Here is an 18,430-nt window from a genome sequence, read left to right on the forward strand (position 1 = left end):
TAAAATTATTTTAGGTATAGTAGTAAGATTATTTCTTTTTAATCCACTTTACCTCATTGTTTTCGATACTTATTTTAATTTCATCTCCATCTTGTACTTCACCTGAAATTATTTTTTTTGCTAAAGGCCTTCTCAAATGAGTTCTTATAATGCTTTTTATGGGTCTGGCTCCGTATTTAGCATTAAAACCATTTTCTGCAAGAAAGATTTTTGCGTCATGAGGAATTTCTACAGTTATATTAATTGTTTTCAGCAAATCGAGAAATTCCTTCTTAAGATGTACTTCAAATATTTTTAAAGCATTTTCTTTGTTAATAGGAGCAAACGGAATAATTTCAGTTAAACGCCCTAAAAACTCAGGTCTGAAGTAGTTGGTCATTATTTCCATTAAGGAACCTGAAGTTGGAATTTGATTGTCATTGAAATTTTCCACAATATAATCAGCTCCAATATTGGATGTAAAAAGGATTATAGCATTCGAAAAATCTCCCTCTTTCCCTAATCGGTCATGCAATTTTCCTTCATCCATAATCTGAAGAAATACATCGTAAACAGAACTATGCGCTTTTTCAATTTCATCAAACAATACTATCGAATATGGTTTTTGCCTGATTTTGTTTACAAGTAACCCTCCCTCTTCATACCCAACGTAGCCTGGAGGCGCGCCATAGAAATGGAAAATTCGTTTGATCCAGTCGTTGGCATGCTGCTGAATGCATTGTCGTACGAGTTAGAAAAAATAGCACACGAACTCGAAGATTCAAAAACCCGTGTGGTAGAGCGTGTTCTCGAAATAATGTTTCCGGAAGTTACTGCTGGCGTGATGCCTGCTCGAGCGATTGTCAATGCGGTGCCAATAGAAAATAATGTCAAAGTTTCGCTGTACAACCAAATGCGGGTGAGCAGAAGGATTCACAACATTTACAATCCGCTGCTGCCGATTTTAAAAGAAGTGGCATTTTCGCCAACTTTGGAAGTGAAATTAAGTTCGTGTACAGTAAAATATGTGGCTTATGAAAAGAACTTTTTCCATATTTCGAATCTTTTTAATAAAGAAAGCATTCGCGATTACCATCAGACATTGCCTTCCGGGGAAGTAATTTTAGGGCTTGAATTGTTAGACAATAAAACAATTCATCTGGAAGATTTGATGCTTTATATTGATATAAAAAACACGCATCAAAAAGAAATGTTTTATTACTACTTAAAACAGATGAAATGCTTTCATGACAACGAAGAAATCAAAGTAGAAGAAGGTTATAATGTTCCTATACATACCATCGACGCTAAAAACATAATCAATCGAAATTATACACACCTCAGCGAGATTTCACAGGAAATAAATCAATTTTATTTTGACAACTTTTATACCTTAAAAGATGTTTTAAAACATAAAAAAATAACAGAATACAGCGCAGAGTACAAAGTTTTTGAAGAAATTACCAATAATAGTTCTAATCCTGTTATTTGGATAAAACTGGTTTTTCCGGAATCTCTAGTACCGCAGATTATTGATAATATTTCATTTACAACAAATTGTTTTCCGGTTATAAATAAAAAGCGAATAGTATCAAATAATACGATGGGCAAATTTATGCTATACGCTGCCTTAAATACAGAAAACGATACATATCTGGATATTGATTCTGTCATTGATTCTGAAAACAATCATTACGAAATAAAAGAATTTACTGATGATATTTTAGAAGAAGGAAATGCAGTAATCAGAACTGGCGGAGTATCCAGATTTGATTCCAGAACGGCTTCAGAATTACTTCAAAATGTTTTGGATTTATTAAAAGACGAAAGTTCTGCATTTTCCGGATTAGGAAAAGATTTTATGAACAGCGCATTAACAGAAATCAACCAACTTCTCGCTTCTGTACAGCAGCAAGCAAAAGAAAGTAATTTTTCTAAAAGCAATGATCCTTATTTAATGATTAGACCCAAAGGAGAGGATTCTGCAGCAAAAACGTTCGCAATAAATTATTGGTCCACTTGCGCAGAAGAGGGAAATGATATAAAAACGGGAACTGTATTAGAGTCAACAGAAGATATGTTTTTTATGAGCAACAAGATTACGTTAATGACGAATACTGTAGGAGGCAGAAATAAGCAAAATAACAAAGACCGAATTTTGGCATATCGCAACGCTTTGCTGACACACGGAAGGATTGTAACATTTGCCGATATAAAAGCTTTAAGCTTCAACCATTTTAAGAATACAATTCAGGATGTAAAGATTGAAAAAGGCACCAGAAAGGAAATTTCGGTCAAAGCCGGATTCAGCAGAACTGTCGATATTTATCTTAAAACCAATGCCGAAGAAAGAGAATTATTATCTACAAACGAATGGGACTATTTATGCGAGAGCTTTATAAAAAATTTAAAAAGTAAATCTTCAAATGTTTTTCCATATCGACTTTTTATAGAAAATTAAACCAAAAAACGCTGAGAATTTCTCAGCGTTTTTGTTTGTAATAATGGATTATTGGTTTTATTCGTATCTTTTATCCGTGAGTGTTTTCATAAAAGCAACTAAATCTTTTTCTTCATTTTTTGTGAGTTTTAATTCATCAAAAGGCAGCGTTTGGTTTTCTACATTCAATCCTAAACCTTTCCCGCCACCTTTGTTGTAGAAATCGACGACTTCTTCTAAAGTTTTGAAAACCCCATTGTGCATATAAGGCGCAGTTATAGCTGCATTCCTCACCGTTGGAGTTTTAAATGCACCTTTCAATTGAGGCATTTGGTTATATAAATAACGTCCTAAGTCCGGACTTATTTTTTTTCCAGATTCATCTTGCGGCGTTCCAATGACTTCATGTTCAGTTTTTGAATAACTTGGCGGAACGGTTCCGTTAAAGATTGGAGTAAAATGGCAAGTCGCGCATTTTGCTTTTCCCATAAAAAGATTCATTCCTTTGATTTCCTGTCGGGTTAGAATATTTTTATTTCCTCTCATAAACTCATCAAATCTGGAATCAAATGAATTTAAAGATCTTACATAACTGGCAATCGCATTTTGAATTTGCCACTGTTCTGGTTTTTGAGTTTTTGGATATGCCTTTTTAAATAGCCCGATATACTCTGTATTTAAAAGAATTTTAGCATGAATTTCATCCATTGACCCATGCATTTCATCTTTGTTTTGAATTACATCGACACTTTGTTTTTCTAAGTCTAATTGGCGCATATCCCAAAACTGCGCATTTTGTAACGAAGCGTAAGTAAGAGTAGGAGTATTTCGTGCTAAATTGGAGCCCGTTAGAGACACATTGGTTTTTAAACCATCTGTAAAAGCTTTTTCGGGATTATGGCAAGTAGAACAACTTCTGTCATTATGATTAGAAAGACTATTATCATAAAATAATTTTTCGCCCAATTTTGCTTTGTCTTTTGTAAAATTATATTCTGATGAAAGTACAAAAGCATTTACATCAAAAGCATCTTTATCAAATAATGTTTCAATCGTTGGTTTTAACGGACTTGTTTTTTTTACATTTTTAATGTTTCCTCTTTTCTGAAAAGCCTTAAGGTTTTTGGAAATCGGATTTAAAAATTCAGTTATAAAAAAGGCTCTGTCAAAAGAATTAAAGTTATCGTTTTCAAGACAATATTTTTTGGCTTTTGTAGTCAAATTCTGTATTTCGGCTACAGATTTATCTTTAGAATTAATTATTTCCAGCGATTCAGAAACGGAAAGTAAACTTTCTCCTGCTTCAGGAATAGAAGATTGTAAAACGGGACTGTCAAAACCGGTAATTCCCAACGAAATTATTCTGTATACATTTTGCTGTAGCGCATCTAGAACATAATCATCAGATATTGCGATAACTTCAAAAGTACTTTGAAGCTGTTTAATGTTCGATTTAAAAATATTTAGTTCTCTTATAATATTTTCTTTATCCACAGTTTTATATTCTGGATAAATCATTTCTTCAATCACCTGAAAACCATGAGGTTCAAAAGATCGGTTTTCTTCCAGTTCCATTTCGTCCAAAGCCGGACCATTCATAAAACGGGCCGTTTCGGGAATAAAATATTCAATTGCCCACTCTGATTTTTTATAAAAAATTCTTGATTTTTTAAACTGATTTACAATTTCTTTTTGAGGTGCATTATTATTTATAAGTTTCTGAAATTGTAGAATTTCATTATTTAATTTATTTAAATCTACAAGCAAATGTTGCTTAACTGTAGTTTTGGAAACCTCATTTTCTTTGCACGAAAAAAAAAGAGAAATGGTTAAAAGAAGAAATATAAAATGCTTTAATTTCATAATGGTATTTTAAAGGAACAACCCTTATTGTATTAATAAGGGTTGTGTATAGATTTTTGAAACAAATTATTAACGTTGTACGTTTCTAATAATTACAGTTTGTCCACCTTCTTTATTAGTGTTTATTCCTGATCCGTCAGCATTTTTGAATGCCTCACTTTGCCAGGTATGCGGATGAATGTTTACCGTAAAAGTATCCGGAACACCAATAATATCTGAAATATCTTCCATCGCACCAAACTCCCAGCTTCCAAATCGCATTTCGCCAGATTGGTTATAAAGAGTATTCCATGCAACATCAGTTCTTTTGTGGTTCATATTCAACCATGCTTTGTTCTGTTTTGTACCGATATTGTATTGCCAGATGTAAGAATCGTGTTTTGCATCAGCATAGTAACTGTCTCCGTCTTCCTGAATGTAAACGTAGTTTTCAGTTACACATAAATTATCAGGATTGATGATTCCTGTTCCCGGAGTACTGTCACCTTCTACAGCAAGTTCTAAAGTTCCTTTTAACGGGTTTGCAGCATCCATTTTTAATTTATAGACTCTTCCCCACATTGTGTAGCCTTCAACTGGTGCATTTGCACTTGCCTGACCTGTAGCAGTAAAATATACTTCTCTATTATTTTTAGCGCTTCCTTTTCTATAATCTACGTCTTCAACTCTCGAAAAACGAATAGCTTTTAAATCATTTACGGTAGTGTTAATTACCGCTCCCGTTAAATTTTTCGCATTCGGAATTTCAACAAATTCAACCGGATATGAATTGTTTAAAGTTATAGTCGTTTCAACCTGATTTCCGTCTGTTCTTTTTAATGCATATAATTTTCCGTTGGATAAATCTCCAACCGTACTCATATACATAATTAATTGTCCCGCACTTACGTGAGAAGTTGCGTAAGATTGATCTTCTCCGATTAAAATAACTGTTTTTCCGGGATAAGCTTCTTTTGGCAACGGAACCGCATTTTCCATACTTGCTTTTCCTAAAGCAGGCAAAACTCTGTCAGTTCTCGCTTTATCAGAAGATAATCCTAACGGATTGATTCCGTGAACCATACTTTCCTGTCCGCTTTCTCCGGCTGTTAAAAATATCGGTCCGAAACCATGAATTTCTGGAGTTGCTAATGTTGCAGAGCACAAACGCGTTAAACCACCCACACCGTCAACCAAATAATCTCCTTTTACAGGTTTGAATGTCTTATCTAAATAAACTCTGGATACAGATTGCAATATTTCGTGATTGGTAATCATGATGTAACCATCTCCATTTGGATCTTTCATTAATCCGGCGCCGTCTGGCTGTGCTCCATAAATAAAAGAAGGAGATTCAGGAAGTACATCTGTAGTAGCAATTAAAGTGCTGATTTTTAGATTTTCGAAGCCGCTCATTGGATATACAAAAGGTGGTACTTTTGAATGCGAAGTGAAATCAATACTGGCATTGACGGCATTTGAATCTTTGTTATCATCATTCTGACAGCTTATAACCGAAAGACTGGCCATCCCAACAAATGCAATGGATTTTAAAAAGTTAGTTTTCATAATTGTTTTTCATTTTTTTGATTAGAACAAAGCTATCTTTCAAAAACAAAATACATGTTATGGCTATTTTTTCTTTTTGCTAATAAATATAAGTCTAGTATTATTAAATAGTAAATTGTAATGGATAAATGTAAATTTTAGATTCCTAAAAAAATCTTAAGACTTATTTAAAAAGCTGATTGAGGTTAACGGCTTTCTTCTCTCTGAGTTTTTTAATTATTTTTAAGAAAGCGATTGCAGTAATGTAGGCATCTCCCAAAGCGGTATGTCGGTCTTTTTTGGAAATATCAAATTTATCGGCAAGATCATCAAGCGTGTAATGATCTTTTCTTTCAAATAAATGAGATTCTATTAAAGTCTTTTTATATAGATAAGCGGTATCAAGACTTTTATTTTTCAGCTCGGGAAGCCCGTTTCTTTCTAAAGCTCTATTGATCATCGTAACATCAAAAATAGTATGATGGGCAATAATTATGGAGTCGCCTAAAAAGTCTAAAAACTGTTGTAAAGCTTCTTTTTCGCTCGGTCGCTGGATTACAAACGCCTTTAATATTCCATGAATTTGAGCCGTATTTTTATCGTAATGATCCTGTTCGATATACACTTCAAAACTTTCCTGAACAGCAATAATTCCGTTTTGAAGGACTAAAGCACCGATACATAATATGCGGTCATTATCAAAGTCAAAACCCGTTGTTTCTGTATCTAAGACAACAAAACGGGTTTCCTCAATGGTGATATTTTCCTCGAAGGGACTTTTTTCTTTTTTCCAAAAATTGAATAAACTCATCTTATACCAAATTTGAAATATTAAAACGTACAGAAATTAATTCCTGAAGTTCCTTGATAGTTTTAAAAGTACGTTTAAGCTTAATTTTTTCCATCTTGGTCAAAGATTCCAATTCAATAAACTGACCTGAATCATGATGTAAAAGACCCTGTTTGGTTCTGAATTTTAGCAAAGCCTTAAACGAATAGGAGCAGGACAAATAGAGTTCCCTGTTATTGGGTTCGAGCTCGGCTAATTTTTCAAAACGCTCTGCTGTATTACTAATTCCTTTTACCGAATGGGATAATATTAAAACCCTTGCAGCATCTGTCAATGGCATTAAAGCCCTTCTTTTAATATCGAAATTGTCTTTGTTGGCGCCATCCTGCTCGACTAGAAATTGTCTGAAAAAACCAGTGGGAGACGGACTTTGCAAAGCGCCGCTCACCAAATGCATATAAAAAATGGGATTGGCTTTTATGGTTTCAAAAATATAATCAGATAATTGACTAACAATTTCAGAATCACCATAAGTAGCGCTGTAATCAAAGAAAATAAACGATAATAAAACCTCATTTTTTCCCGGATTTGTAATCCAATGCTTTACCTTAGATTTCCACTCGTCCAGACTCATACACCATTTCGGACTTGAAGCCATCATATCTGCCGGGCAATAATCGTATCCTATTTCAAAAAGACCTTTATTAATCAATGCAGCAAATTTCGAAAAGTAAATTCTGGTTTCGTCCCTGAAAACTTCATTTACATTTTCGTATACAATCGCATTATCCTGATCCGTATGCAGCATTTGCTCGCCGCGTCCCTGACTTCCCATAGCCAGCCACGCAAATTTCACAGGTGGCGGACTGCTCATTTTATCGATACAAATTTCGATAACACGTGTAGTACAGGCCTCGTTAAGCTCTGTAATGATTTTTGTAATCAGAGTCATCGGGATATTTTGATCCAGATAACCTTGCAGTAATTGCATAATCTGATTGCGAATTGGTTTTATTTCCTTAATTTTTTTGGTGCGTTTTAAAGCTTTGATCAAAACCGCCGGATTATTTCCCAGCGCTACCATTACATCATGTTTAGATAAAATTCCGACTGCTTTTGTGTTTACAGTTCCGTCTTTTGTTAAACATAAATGACTAATATCGCTTTTCATCATTGCCATTTGCGCTTCTGTAACCGTCATTTTTTTAGAATACGTAATAACAGGTTTTGTCATTATTTCTTCGGCAATGGTTGTTATCGGAAAATCACCGGTTACGATTTTATTTCGAAGATCTTTGTCAGTTAAAATTCCAATCGGCAACATTTCATCTACAATCAAGATAGCGCCAACTTTCTTTTTGCTCATTATTTTGGCAATATCCCTAACAGTGGTAGAAGGACTACAGGTCACAATTTTTTTTGAGTATTTTATAGGAGCCAAATCAAAGGAATGATTGTTAGAATTCAGACTTTCGTCTAAAATATCATCTCCATACAATTTATCTTTATGAATATCAGAATACGGATTTCGGGTATTTGAAGCATAACTTTCGATCAAAAAATTACCGATATTTCTGTTTTCCAGAGCATAAGGCTTAAAAATCGCAATAGGAACGGCATAGAGAATACTTTCTTCGTGAGCCACCGCTTCCATAATATAGTTTTCCTGTGCCAACAGCGGACGGAGGCCAAAAATATCGCCTTCATCACACATGTCTAAAACGGTGTTTTTAGTGCTTTTTTTTAAAGCTACCGCTCCTTTATGCACCACATAAAAAGAATCGTGCGTTTTATCATTTTCTGCAAAAACAACGGCATCTTTTTCTTTGTAAATAATAGAAATCTGTTCCGAAAGTTTTTCTAAATCCCGCTGATGTAAAAAATTAAACGGCGGATAATTCTTTAAAAAGTCGGCTACTCTTTGCGAAATCGTATTTTTCATTGGTGGGTTAGATTTAGGTTCTAATGTACTATTAAAAACAGAAATGTAAAAGAAACACGTTATAATAATTTGCAGCAAAGGCACAAAGCCGCAAAGTATTTATTTCTTTGTGTCTTTGTGCCTTCGTAGTATAAATATATCTAGTCTAAACTATTAGTCGACTTTATAAACGGTACCGCGTTGCTTTTCTTCAGAACCAACTAATCCAAATTCAAAGGTATAAGAATCTTTAGAAGTGTTTAAAATCTTCATACTGATAGCTTTTTCCTCCGCCATATTCTTGGGATGTTTTTTTTGCAATACATATTCGCAGTCACTTACCCAACGAATGGTCGCCGTATCAGTCTTACCTTCAAAGGTTTCAATCTCGATATCGCCTTTACGTTCAAATAAAGTCGTTTTTTTAACCCCGTTAACTTCAGTTTCAAATTTAAATTTACCGGTTTTAAAATCTTTACAATTGTGTTCTGCATTATAGCAGGAAACTAATGTTAGAAAAGGAAATAAGAATATTGTTTTTTTCATTTTAATTTTAATTCAAGTTTTAGGGAGCTCTTCTCCAGATGATTCAGACTCTGTTCAGACAGACAGGTATTTATTTGAATCTTTTCAATTCATCGTCTGTAAAATTCCTGATTTCTTTTTCTTTGGCAAACTTTTCAGCATTGTAATTTCCTGATTTGTTCTTAGGAATGGATAAACTTTTCCATTCACTGTTTTTCAGTTGTTTAGCATAAAAAACAATCTGACCAATGTGATAAGGGTAATGAGCCAGCTGCCGATTTATGGCTTCAATTACGGTATGTCCTTCATTTCGTATGTAAATTATATCAGAAAGTTGTTCCGGGGTTAAACTCTTTAAGGCATTTTCGAGGCAATTCCAGCCTTTATTCCAGACGTTCAGAACTTCTTCTTTTGATTGTAAATCATTTTCAAACTCCGAATCGCGGTTGCGCCATTCTTTTTCTCCGTCAGAAGTAAGAAAGTCGGTCCAGCGCGAAAGCATATTTCCCGAAATGTGTTTTATAATAGTAGCAATGCTGTTGGTATCGTCATTCAGGGAAACAAAAAGCTGTTGAGGTTCCAATTGTTCCATTGCTTTTTCGCCCAGCATTTTATAATACAGAAATTGCTTTTTTACACTTTCCAGATAAGCAGTATTAGTTTCCATAATCAGACAATTTTAATATCATATTTATCTAATAATCCGACAATTCCGTCTGTAGAAAATTGTGCTTTTTTCATCGGATTAAATTCCGGATCAATTTTATAATTATAAGCCGTTCTAAAATCTGCAGCTGCCAATTGTGTTTCGTTAAAGATTGCTCCATCGAGATTACAGTTATCAAAAGTGGCACTGGTTAGGTTTGTTCCGATAAAAGTAACTTCGCGAACCGAAGAATTGATGAACTTGGTTTTAGGCATTTTTTTATTCGAAAACAAAGCATAATCCAAAACACATTCTTCAAAACTAACCTGAAATAAGAAATCATCGCATTCGTTAAAAGCGATTCCGAGAAGTTTACAATTTTTAAAGGAAACATTTTTAAGACTCGTTCCGGCCAAACTTGTCATCGAAAGATTGCAGTCGATAAATTCGCAGTCTAAAAAAGTACTATACGCAAAATTACTGTTTGAAAAGTCGCAGTTTTTAAACACACAATCTTCAAATTCGCGATTGTTTATTTTTTTATTGATGTAAACAACTTTCTCGAATGTTTTCTGAATGTGGATTAAACTTTCCATGAATTTTTTTGTTATAAAGATAGTAATGTTTCAAGTTATGAGGTTTACTTTGGTGTTATCGACTAGTCATTAAACAAACCTTTCATAATAATTCTCAATCCTAAAAAAATCAAAAGCATAGAACCCAGACAAGCTACAATTCCAATTCCTAAAACAAGATAATGCCAATTGTTCTGCTGATTTTGAAAAGCGTTATAAATCAAAGAAGGACCAATAAACATTAAGGGCAATGCACTACTCAGATATTTAACTCCTTTTAGTAATAATTGTTTATTTGTAGCCATTTTTTTTAGTTTTTTTGTTGCACTTCGTATTTAACCACAAAGAACGCAAAGTTTTTTATATACCCGACTTTTCTAAAATGAAAAGTTCGCAAAGCTTTAGAAAAAACTTGCGAACCTTGCTTAAACGTTAGCCAACTTTGCGGGTAAGCCAGTACGCATAAAACGTTACTTTTTATAATTATCGACAGCATTCCTAACGCTGCCGTATTTTTTTAATAACTCAGATCCTTCTTCATACGAAACCGGAATTTCGTCCATAATCATTTTAACGCCGCGATCAATCAATTTAATGTTGCTCAGCTGCATATCGACCATTTTATTTCCTCGTACTTTTCCAAGTTTAATCATAGCTGCGGTCGAAATCATATTCAGCACCAATTTCTGGGCAGTTCCGGCTTTCATTCTTGAACTTCCGGTTACAAATTCAGGTCCGACAACTACTTCGATAGGAAATTGCGCTGTTAATGCCAGCGGACTTCCCGCATTGCAGGTTATACAGGCAGTAACGATATTGTTTTCGTTACAAGTTTGTAAACCACCAATAACATAAGGAGTTGTTCCGGAAGCTGCAATTCCAATTACGGCATCATTTGGACCAATATTATGGTTTTTAAGATCGATCCAGGCTTGTGTGGCGTTATCTTCGGCATTTTCTACCGCACGACGAATTGCTGTGTCTCCACCCGCGATTATGCCATTTACCAAATCAAACGGAACACCAAAAGTAGGAGGACACTCAGATGCATCAACAACGCCAAGACGGCCCGAAGTTCCTGCTCCAATATAGAACAAGCGACCGCCCAGTTTTAATTTTGATACAACCTGATCAATGACAGCCTCAATTTGCGGCAAAGCTTTTTCTACAGCAAAAGGAACAGTTTTGTCTTCCTGATTAATATTGGTCAACAATTCGTGAACAGACATTGTTTCCAGATGTTCGTACTTCGATGCTTGTTCAGTAGTTTTCGTAAATGTCATTTTTTATCGTTATTTAGACGCGTCAAAATTAATATTTTTTAGTTCAATCTCGCAAAGTCTCAAAGAATTAAAGTTGTTTTTTTGTTTTATTTGTGATGTTACGAATGCGTTCGGAAATCTGCATCAAAAGGACTAAAATATTATATTTGTTTAATTTTTAAAGGTAAATGGATAAACTTAATTTCCTAAACGGATTATTTGGATTACTGTTTTAGTATTATTCTTGCTTGCATTTTTTTCACTAACGGTAGATACCAAAAATAAATCAGCAAACCGATTATTTGCTTTTCTGTTTATTTTTAATTTAGTCAAATCCAACAAAATGCAGATCAATTTATAATATGCAACGCCATTAAAAGCGGTTTATAGGAAGTTCTTCCGGAATAAAAGATAAATATAAAAGAATGCAATTTTAGAAAATCAGTAAGAGAGAAGGAGAACAGGGAAGTAATTAGTTTTTTAGTTTATTAGTCCATAGTCGTTTGTCTCTAATAAAAATTTAAGTACTAAAGTACTCTTACAAATAAGTAGGGACTATAAAAAATTATAAAAAGAAGGCCAGTAAAATTCCTAAAACAATCATAGAAACTTTTGCAATGTTGAATTTATGTCCTTCACTGCTTTCAAAAATAATTGTTGACGAAATGTGGAATAAAATACCAATTACAATGGCGGTAATTTCAGTATAATAATCGTTTAAAACAGGCAGAAATTCTGATGCTACAGTTCCCAGCGGCGTCATAACTGCAAAGGTCAGCATGAACGCAAAGATGGCTTTTTTATTTAAATCGGCATTGATAAAAAATGTCGTTAAAATTACTGCAATTGGTAAGTGGTGAATGGCAATTCCGACAGCCAGACCCTGATGATGACTCACAGGAAAACCTTCTAAAAAGGCATGAATACAAAGACTTATAAACAACAGCCAGGGAATCTGAGACATTTTTGCATGTCCGTGTACGTGACCGTGTTCTGCGCCTTTTGAGAAAAATTCAAGTACGATCTGGAATAAAATTCCGATCATTATAAAGATTCCAATGTTATGATTGTGCGTTTCATACACTTCAGGAAGCAAATGCATTACAGTTAACGACAATAAAAAAGAACCGCTAAAAGCCAGCAGTAATTTTAAATTGGTTTTGTTTTGAGGTTTTAGAAACAAAGCCACACCATATCCTAAAAGTACAGAAAATAAGGGCAGTAAATAGTTCATTTGTATGTTGTTCAATCGTTGATTCGTTCAATCGGTTAATTGTCTTTGCTTCCTGTACAGTTTAACAATTAAACGACTAACCGGTTTATTTAAAAATCATGATTAATCTTTCGCTTTCGGTCTTATGGAATTTTTTAAGCTTGTAATCTCCGAAAATATCCAAAAGAAAAATTCCTGCTTCGTCCATTAAATCCTGAAAGTCTTTCAAAGTTAGTGCTTTTACTTTTTCGGTAAAATGATATTTTCTGCCTTGATCTTCAAAATCTATTTCTTTCAGAATATGTCCATCTTCAACATATCTTTTGATATGAAAATCAATTCCTTCAACTGTTTTTGTTTCCTGCGGAACTAAGGTTTCTACAACCTGAGTTACATTCATAAAATCAATTACAGCAAAACCGTACTCAGATAAACTTTCCTTAATAGCTTTTAAGGTGGTCAGGTTATCTTCGTCATTTTCGAAATATCCAAAGCTCGTAAAAAGATTAAAAATGGCATCAAATTTTTCTTCAAAAGCCTCACGCATGTCGTGTACTTTAAAGTGAAGTGTTTCGTTGCTGTTTTTACTGGCTTCGGCAATACTGTTTTCAGATAAATCGGCACCCAGAACGTCGTAGCCCAATTGATTTAAATAAATAGAATGACGCCCTTTTCCGCATGCCAGATCAAGTACTTTAGCTTTTTCGGGCAAATTAAGATAATGCGTTAAGTTATCCATGAAAATCTGCGCTTCACGATAATTTCGATCTTTATATAAAATATGATAATATGGCGTATCAAACCATGAAGTATACCAGTTTTGATCGTCTCCGTCCTGATTCGGGATTGATGCGTTATGCTTTTCAGACATTTATTCTATTTCAATTAATTCAAAGTCCGGCAAATTTAGTGTATTTTTGCCGAAAAATTACTATTAATCATAGATACATCTTATGAATCTATTTTGTAAAAATGTATTTAAAGTACAGTTTTTGATTTTTAGTTTTTTTTAATTCAAAAATAATGATGGAAGAAAATTTTAAAATGATTGCCAAATGTTTTTTTGGCTTCGAAGAAATATTAGAAAACGAATTACGCACACTTGGAGCTCAGGATGTGGAGAAAGGTGTTAGAATGGTAAGTTTTAAAGGGGATAAAGGTTTTATGTACAAGGCCAATTTATCGCTTAGAACAGCTTTAAAAATCCTGAAGCCAATTTACTCATTCAGAGCCAATAATGAGCAGGCTTTGTACAAAGGAATTTCGGGTGTAAACTGGTCTAAATATTTAAGTGCAAACCAGACTTTTGTAATAGATTCTACTGTTCATTCTACTTATTTCAATCATTCTGAATTTGTTTCTCAAAAATGTAAAGATGCAATTGTTGACCAGTTTCGAGAAAGAACAGGACAGCGCCCAAGTATAGACAAACAATATCCGGATTTAAGAATCAATGTTCATATTGACAAAGATCAGGTTTCGGTTTCATTGGATACTTCAGGAAATTCATTGCACCAGCGTGGTTACAGAACTGCTACGAATATTGCTCCGATTAACGAAGTTCTGGCTGCCGGAATTTTATTATTATCAGGCTGGGAGGGACAAAGCCATTTTCTGGATCCAATGTGTGGTTCGGGAACTTTTCTGGCCGAAGCGGCAATGATTGCGTGCAATATTCCGGCTAATATTAACAGAAAAGAATTTGCTTTTGAAAAATGGAAAGACTGGGATAATGATCTTTTCGACCAGATTATTAATAGTCTGATGAAAAAAACAAAAGAGTTTCATTATACAATAAAAGGGTACGACAAAGCTCCAAGTGCGGTTAGTAAAGCCAAAGACAATATCAAAAATGCCAATCTTGAAGATTATGTAACCATTCGCGAAGACAACTTTTTTGATACAGAAAAAGAAACAGAAGGGAAACTTCATATCGTTTTCAATCCGCCTTACGACGAGCGTTTAGATATTCATATGGAGCGTTTTTATGCCAGTATTGGCGATACCTTAAAGAAAAATTATCCGGGAACAAATGCTTGGTTTATCACTGCTAATCTGGAAGCCCTGAAATTCGTCGGCCTAAAACCTTCAAGAAAAATCAAGCTCTTTAACGCAAGTTTAGAAGCACGTCTGGTTAAATATGAAATGTACGAAGGAAGTAAGAGAACCAAGTTTCAGACGGAAGCTCAGTAGCTTTTAAAGGTTCTGGGTTCTAAGATGCTAATGTGCTAAGTTTTTAGTTGCCGCGTTTTTCTTAGAACCTTTGTTAAGTTAACACATTCCCGAAGTTTCACATAGAAAAAAAAAATAATAATTTTCTAAAAATTAAGATTGATAAAAAACTTAGCATCTTGATACCTTAGAATCTTAGCAACTTTAAAAAAAAATGTCAAAACTACAATTACGCGCTTTTTTATACCAATTAGGATGTTTTGCAATTTTGTTTCTTGCTTTTAGATACATTATTGCGGCTTACACAGGATTAACCGGAATATGGATTCCGTTAACTGCTTTTGTTATTGGGACGATTATTGGCCCTAAATTTCAGGCAGTGAAAACAAAAGATGGTGAAAAGCTTTTTATGAAATGGATTTTCATAAATGGAATCAAAGAAATTGGGTAATTATTTGATGAAAATAAAATAATGTGGATCGTCAGATAAATTCATTCGACTGCCGCACTAAATTTTAAAATGTTTTATAAAAAGAAATCCCCGAAATTTAAATTCGGGGATTTTTTATAAAATTTATTTTTTCTTTGGTTTGGTTTCTTCTGCTCTTTTTGCTACTTCAGATGCCATCGTCTTTTTCTTGTAAATCGGAATAAAATAGGAAACGGTATAATTGAAACCAACTCCGAAACTTCCGTCGTAAGTTCTGTTGAAGCCCGGTATATAAAGATTATCAAAGCCACTTGGTTTGTTATTCATTGCCAGAAGTTTAAGCTGAACGCCAAATCCCATAAAGAAATTTTGAAATACTTCTGCTTTAAGTCCCAGAGCAACTTCAATCCATGCGGCAGACAGGCCGTTATATTTTTTATTTACATTTTCGCCGGGTAATTCGCCCCAATAAGGATTTGGGTTGTAAATCTTATAATTGTGCAATTCCTGACTAAAAGCACTAAAACCACCACGCATTCCTATTGTAATAAGATTTTCCATATCTAGCCAGTTTTGATAAAAATTATAATCAAAACCTCCTTTAATATACGTTCCGGTGGCTGACGAAGTTAATCGGTCGTCTTCAGTAGTTTTGTCTTCAAAACCTAATTCTGCAGCCAGATAATACTTTTTTGTTAATCTCCAGTCGGCAATAAATTCAATTCCTTTATAATCCTTGTCGTAAAGCCCGCGGGTAAGTTTGTATAAATCTAAACCAACACGAAGACCATAACGATCTGTTTTTACAACGCTGTCTATTTGAGGTTCCTGAGTTTCCGGTTGTTGTGGTTTTACCTTTTCGGTTTTTGGCTTTGTTTTGAGCGTGTCAAGTTTATTAGGTGATATCTCCGGTACGTCCTGAGCATGTCCTAAAAATACTGAAAACAAGAAACAAATACTAGAAATAAACTTTAATGTGTGTTTCATCTTCAGATTCAATATTAGGGTTTTGTAAATTAACTTGAGTCATCCAGGCCGTACTTCCATCTGGATTTGTAATCACAAATGGGTCGACGTTTAACTGAAAAATAGTTTTAAAACCACAGGCGCGGGAGACATATACATTTTGTGGTGTATAATTAAACGTTATAACGTCAGTAGTAATGGCGGTCGGAATTTCACTCAGTGAATTGTTAACAAACTTGTACGTTACGGTACTGTCAGTTACCTTTAGCGGAAGCATAACACTGCTTCCACTGGTTACATATCTTAATGAATCAGTTACAGGAAGGCTTTCATTAAAAACAATTCCTTCTTTCATTCCTTCACCAATAACCATCAGGTTACTCACATTTCTTGTTTTGGCAGGATTGGATATATCATAAAATGTTATGACCAATCTTGGCGTAGTTGGTGTATTGGGATCGCAAATGTCGTCTTTTTCGCAACTGGATAAACCAAAAGTAAAAAGCAGTAAAATAGAGATTATTTTTTTCATGTCTTTTTTATCGAAGTTCTAAAAGTACAACATTTTCAACATGATGCGTCTGCGGAAACATATCTACAGGTCTGACACGTGTTACTTTATATTTTTCATCCATTAAAGCTAAATCACGCGCCTGAGTAGCAGAGTTACAACTTACATACACTACTTTTTCAGGAGCAATCTTTAAGATTTGTTCCACTACATCTTTATGCATTCCGTCGCGTGGCGGATCTGTAATAATAACATCCGGTTTTCCATGCTGTGCAATAAAAGCTTCGTTAAAGACTATTTTCATGTCACCAACAAAAAACTCACAATTTGTAATATTATTGCGCTCTGCATTGGCTTTGGCATCCAAAATGGCTTCGGGAACACTTTCTACACCAATTACTTTTTTTGCTTTTTTAGATACAAATTGTGCGATTGTACCGGTTCCGGTATACAAATCGTACACTGTTTCGTTTCCTGTTAAGCCCGCAAAATCTCTTGTAATTTTATACAATTCATACGCCTGATCAGAATTTGTCTGGTAAAAAGATTTGGCATTAATGCTGAATTTCAAACCTTCCATTTCCTCCAGAATATAATTTCTTCCTTTATAAAGAATAACATCCTGATCGTAGATAGTATCATTTGGTTTTCCGTTGACCACATATTGTAAAGAGGTAATCTGAGGAAATTTTTCATAAAGATGGTCCAGAATTAATTCTCTGTTTGCTCTGTCCTCTTCAAAAAACTGAATTAAAACCATAATTTCTCCGGTAGAAACCGTACGGATCATAAAGGTTCTTAATAAACCGGAATGTTCTCTCGGATTGAAAAAAGTTAAATTATGTTCGTTTGCAAAAGCTCTGATTTCGTTACGAATGGCATTCGAAGGATCTTCTTGTAAATAACATTTATTGATATCCAGAATTTTATCCCACATTTTTGGGATATGAAATCCTAATGCATTTCTGTTTCCTAAATCTTCTGTACTTCCAATTTCCTGCTCTGTAAGCCAACGACTGTTAGAAAAAGAAAACTCCATTTTATTTCTGTAGAAAAACTGTTTTTCAGAACCTAATATATCTTCAAATTCCGGAAGCTCGATTTTTCCTATTCTTTGTAAATGATTTTTAACTTCATTTTGTTTAAATGCAAGTTGCTGGCCATATTTCATATTTTGCCATTTGCAACCTCCGCATACTCCAAAATGTTCGCACACCGGATCTACTCTGTAATCTGATAATTCATGAAATTTTACAGCTTTACCTTCGTAATAAGCCTTTCTTTTTTTAAATGTCTGCACATCTACTACATCTCCGGGCACTACATTCGGAATAAAGATTACTTTTCCGTCAGGTGCTTTTGCTACTGAAACTCCTTTTGCACCAGCATCAAGAACTTGAATTTGGTGAAAGACAATTTTGTCTGTATTTTTTCTTCCCATAGCGCAAAAATAAGCCTTTGAAAACTTTTACAAATTTAATTTTACAAAATTTTTAGAAATTCATGAAAATAGTGGTTTAATGAAGCATAAAAGTTAAATTTGTTAGGGAGTAAAACCCAAATAAAATTGAAATTTTAACCTACCTTATTGTTTTTTATGAAGTTGTATC

Annotated in this window: 17 protein-coding genes and 1 pseudogene; 3 read left to right on the forward strand and 15 right to left on the reverse strand. The window is 34.1% G+C overall.

The genetic code is table 11. The features are described from left to right. Window positions 1-28: 28 nt before the first annotated feature. Window positions 29-670: pseudogene (locus ABEB31_RS10980) on the reverse strand (AAA family ATPase); the annotation flags it as partial. Between the two features lie 3 nt (window positions 671-673). Here ABEB31_RS10980 and ABEB31_RS10985 point away from each other — a divergent pair. Continuing rightward, window positions 674-2,440, forward strand: a complete 1,767-nt coding sequence (locus ABEB31_RS10985; RefSeq protein ID WP_347051698.1) for a type VI secretion system baseplate subunit TssF — start codon at window positions 674-676, stop codon at window positions 2,438-2,440. Between the two features lie 57 nt (window positions 2,441-2,497). Here ABEB31_RS10985 and ABEB31_RS10990 read toward each other — a convergent pair whose 3' ends face one another. The 11 genes from ABEB31_RS10990 to ABEB31_RS11040 all read right to left on the reverse strand — a co-directional run bounded on the left by ABEB31_RS10990 (window position 2,498) and on the right by ABEB31_RS11040 (window position 13,612). Continuing rightward, complete coding sequence (locus tag ABEB31_RS10990; RefSeq protein ID WP_347051699.1) at window positions 2,498-4,282, reverse strand: cytochrome-c peroxidase; 1,785 nt, start codon at window positions 4,280-4,282, stop codon at window positions 2,498-2,500. Between the two features lie 69 nt (window positions 4,283-4,351). Continuing rightward, complete coding sequence (locus tag ABEB31_RS10995) at window positions 4,352-5,830, reverse strand: PhoX family protein (protein ID WP_347051700.1); 1,479 nt, start codon at window positions 5,828-5,830, stop codon at window positions 4,352-4,354. Window positions 5,831-5,993: 163 nt separating this feature from the next. Then, the gene (locus ABEB31_RS11000; protein ID WP_347051701.1) at window positions 5,994-6,620 is read right to left on the reverse strand and encodes a 3'-5' exonuclease; all 627 of its coding nucleotides are present in this window, start codon (window positions 6,618-6,620) and stop codon (window positions 5,994-5,996) included. Between the two features lies 1 nt (window position 6,621). Beyond that, window positions 6,622-8,541, reverse strand: a complete 1,920-nt coding sequence (locus ABEB31_RS11005) for a DUF294 nucleotidyltransferase-like domain-containing protein (RefSeq protein WP_347051702.1) — start codon at window positions 8,539-8,541, stop codon at window positions 6,622-6,624. Window positions 8,542-8,694: 153 nt separating this feature from the next. Continuing rightward, window positions 8,695-9,066, reverse strand: a complete 372-nt coding sequence (locus tag ABEB31_RS11010; RefSeq protein WP_347051703.1) for a DNA topoisomerase IV — start codon at window positions 9,064-9,066, stop codon at window positions 8,695-8,697. A 70-nt stretch (window positions 9,067-9,136) separates the two neighbouring features. Then, window positions 9,137-9,712 carry a DUF1572 family protein gene (locus ABEB31_RS11015; protein ID WP_347051704.1) on the reverse strand — a complete coding sequence of 192 codons (576 nt, stop codon included), beginning with the start codon at window positions 9,710-9,712 and terminating at the stop codon, window positions 9,137-9,139. Window positions 9,713-9,714: 2 nt separating this feature from the next. Further along, entirely contained in the window at window positions 9,715-10,287 is a 573-nt protein-coding gene (locus ABEB31_RS11020; RefSeq protein WP_347051706.1) for a pentapeptide repeat-containing protein, read from the reverse strand. 62 nt (window positions 10,288-10,349) lie between these two features. After that, window positions 10,350-10,571 carry a DUF6095 family protein gene (locus ABEB31_RS11025; RefSeq protein ID WP_347051707.1) on the reverse strand — a complete coding sequence of 74 codons (222 nt, stop codon included), beginning with the start codon at window positions 10,569-10,571 and terminating at the stop codon, window positions 10,350-10,352. A gap of 165 nt (window positions 10,572-10,736) precedes the next feature. After that, entirely contained in the window at window positions 10,737-11,549 is an 813-nt protein-coding gene (murQ, locus tag ABEB31_RS11030; RefSeq protein ID WP_347051708.1) for an N-acetylmuramic acid 6-phosphate etherase, read from the reverse strand. A 544-nt stretch (window positions 11,550-12,093) separates the two neighbouring features. Beyond that, window positions 12,094-12,762 (reverse strand): ZIP family metal transporter, encoded by a 669-nt coding sequence (locus tag ABEB31_RS11035; protein WP_347051709.1) that lies wholly within the window; start codon window positions 12,760-12,762, stop codon window positions 12,094-12,096. An 85-nt stretch (window positions 12,763-12,847) separates the two neighbouring features. Then, window positions 12,848-13,612: a class I SAM-dependent methyltransferase gene (locus tag ABEB31_RS11040; protein ID WP_347051710.1), complete on the reverse strand. Its 765-nt coding sequence runs from the start codon at window positions 13,610-13,612 to the stop codon at window positions 12,848-12,850. Between the two features lie 155 nt (window positions 13,613-13,767). Between ABEB31_RS11040 and ABEB31_RS11045 the strand changes: the two genes are divergently transcribed. Beyond that, window positions 13,768-14,934: a THUMP domain-containing class I SAM-dependent RNA methyltransferase gene (locus ABEB31_RS11045; protein WP_347052238.1), complete on the forward strand. Its 1,167-nt coding sequence runs from the start codon at window positions 13,768-13,770 to the stop codon at window positions 14,932-14,934. Between the two features lie 193 nt (window positions 14,935-15,127). After that, window positions 15,128-15,364, forward strand: coding sequence for a hypothetical protein (locus ABEB31_RS11050; RefSeq protein WP_347051711.1), 237 nt, complete (start codon window positions 15,128-15,130; stop codon window positions 15,362-15,364). Window positions 15,365-15,487: 123 nt separating this feature from the next. Here ABEB31_RS11050 and ABEB31_RS11055 read toward each other — a convergent pair whose 3' ends face one another. The 3 genes from ABEB31_RS11055 to rlmD are packed head-to-tail and all read right to left on the reverse strand — an operon-like array spanning window position 15,488 to window position 18,261. Next, window positions 15,488-16,330 carry a DUF6048 family protein gene (locus ABEB31_RS11055; RefSeq protein WP_347051712.1) on the reverse strand — a complete coding sequence of 281 codons (843 nt, stop codon included), beginning with the start codon at window positions 16,328-16,330 and terminating at the stop codon, window positions 15,488-15,490. Then, window positions 16,302-16,841 (reverse strand): DUF6452 family protein, encoded by a 540-nt coding sequence (locus ABEB31_RS11060; protein WP_347051713.1) that lies wholly within the window; start codon window positions 16,839-16,841, stop codon window positions 16,302-16,304. Before ABEB31_RS11060 ends, ABEB31_RS11055 begins: the two co-directional genes overlap by 29 nt. A gap of 7 nt (window positions 16,842-16,848) precedes the next feature. Next, a complete protein-coding gene (rlmD, locus tag ABEB31_RS11065; RefSeq protein WP_347051714.1) occupies window positions 16,849-18,261 on the reverse strand; it encodes a 23S rRNA (uracil(1939)-C(5))-methyltransferase RlmD in 1,413 nt (470 codons plus the stop codon). Window positions 18,262-18,430 lie beyond the last annotated feature (169 nt).

It is taken from the genome of Flavobacterium olei, assembly GCF_039749035.1.
GTDB lineage: Bacteria > Bacteroidota > Bacteroidia > Flavobacteriales > Flavobacteriaceae > Flavobacterium > Flavobacterium olei.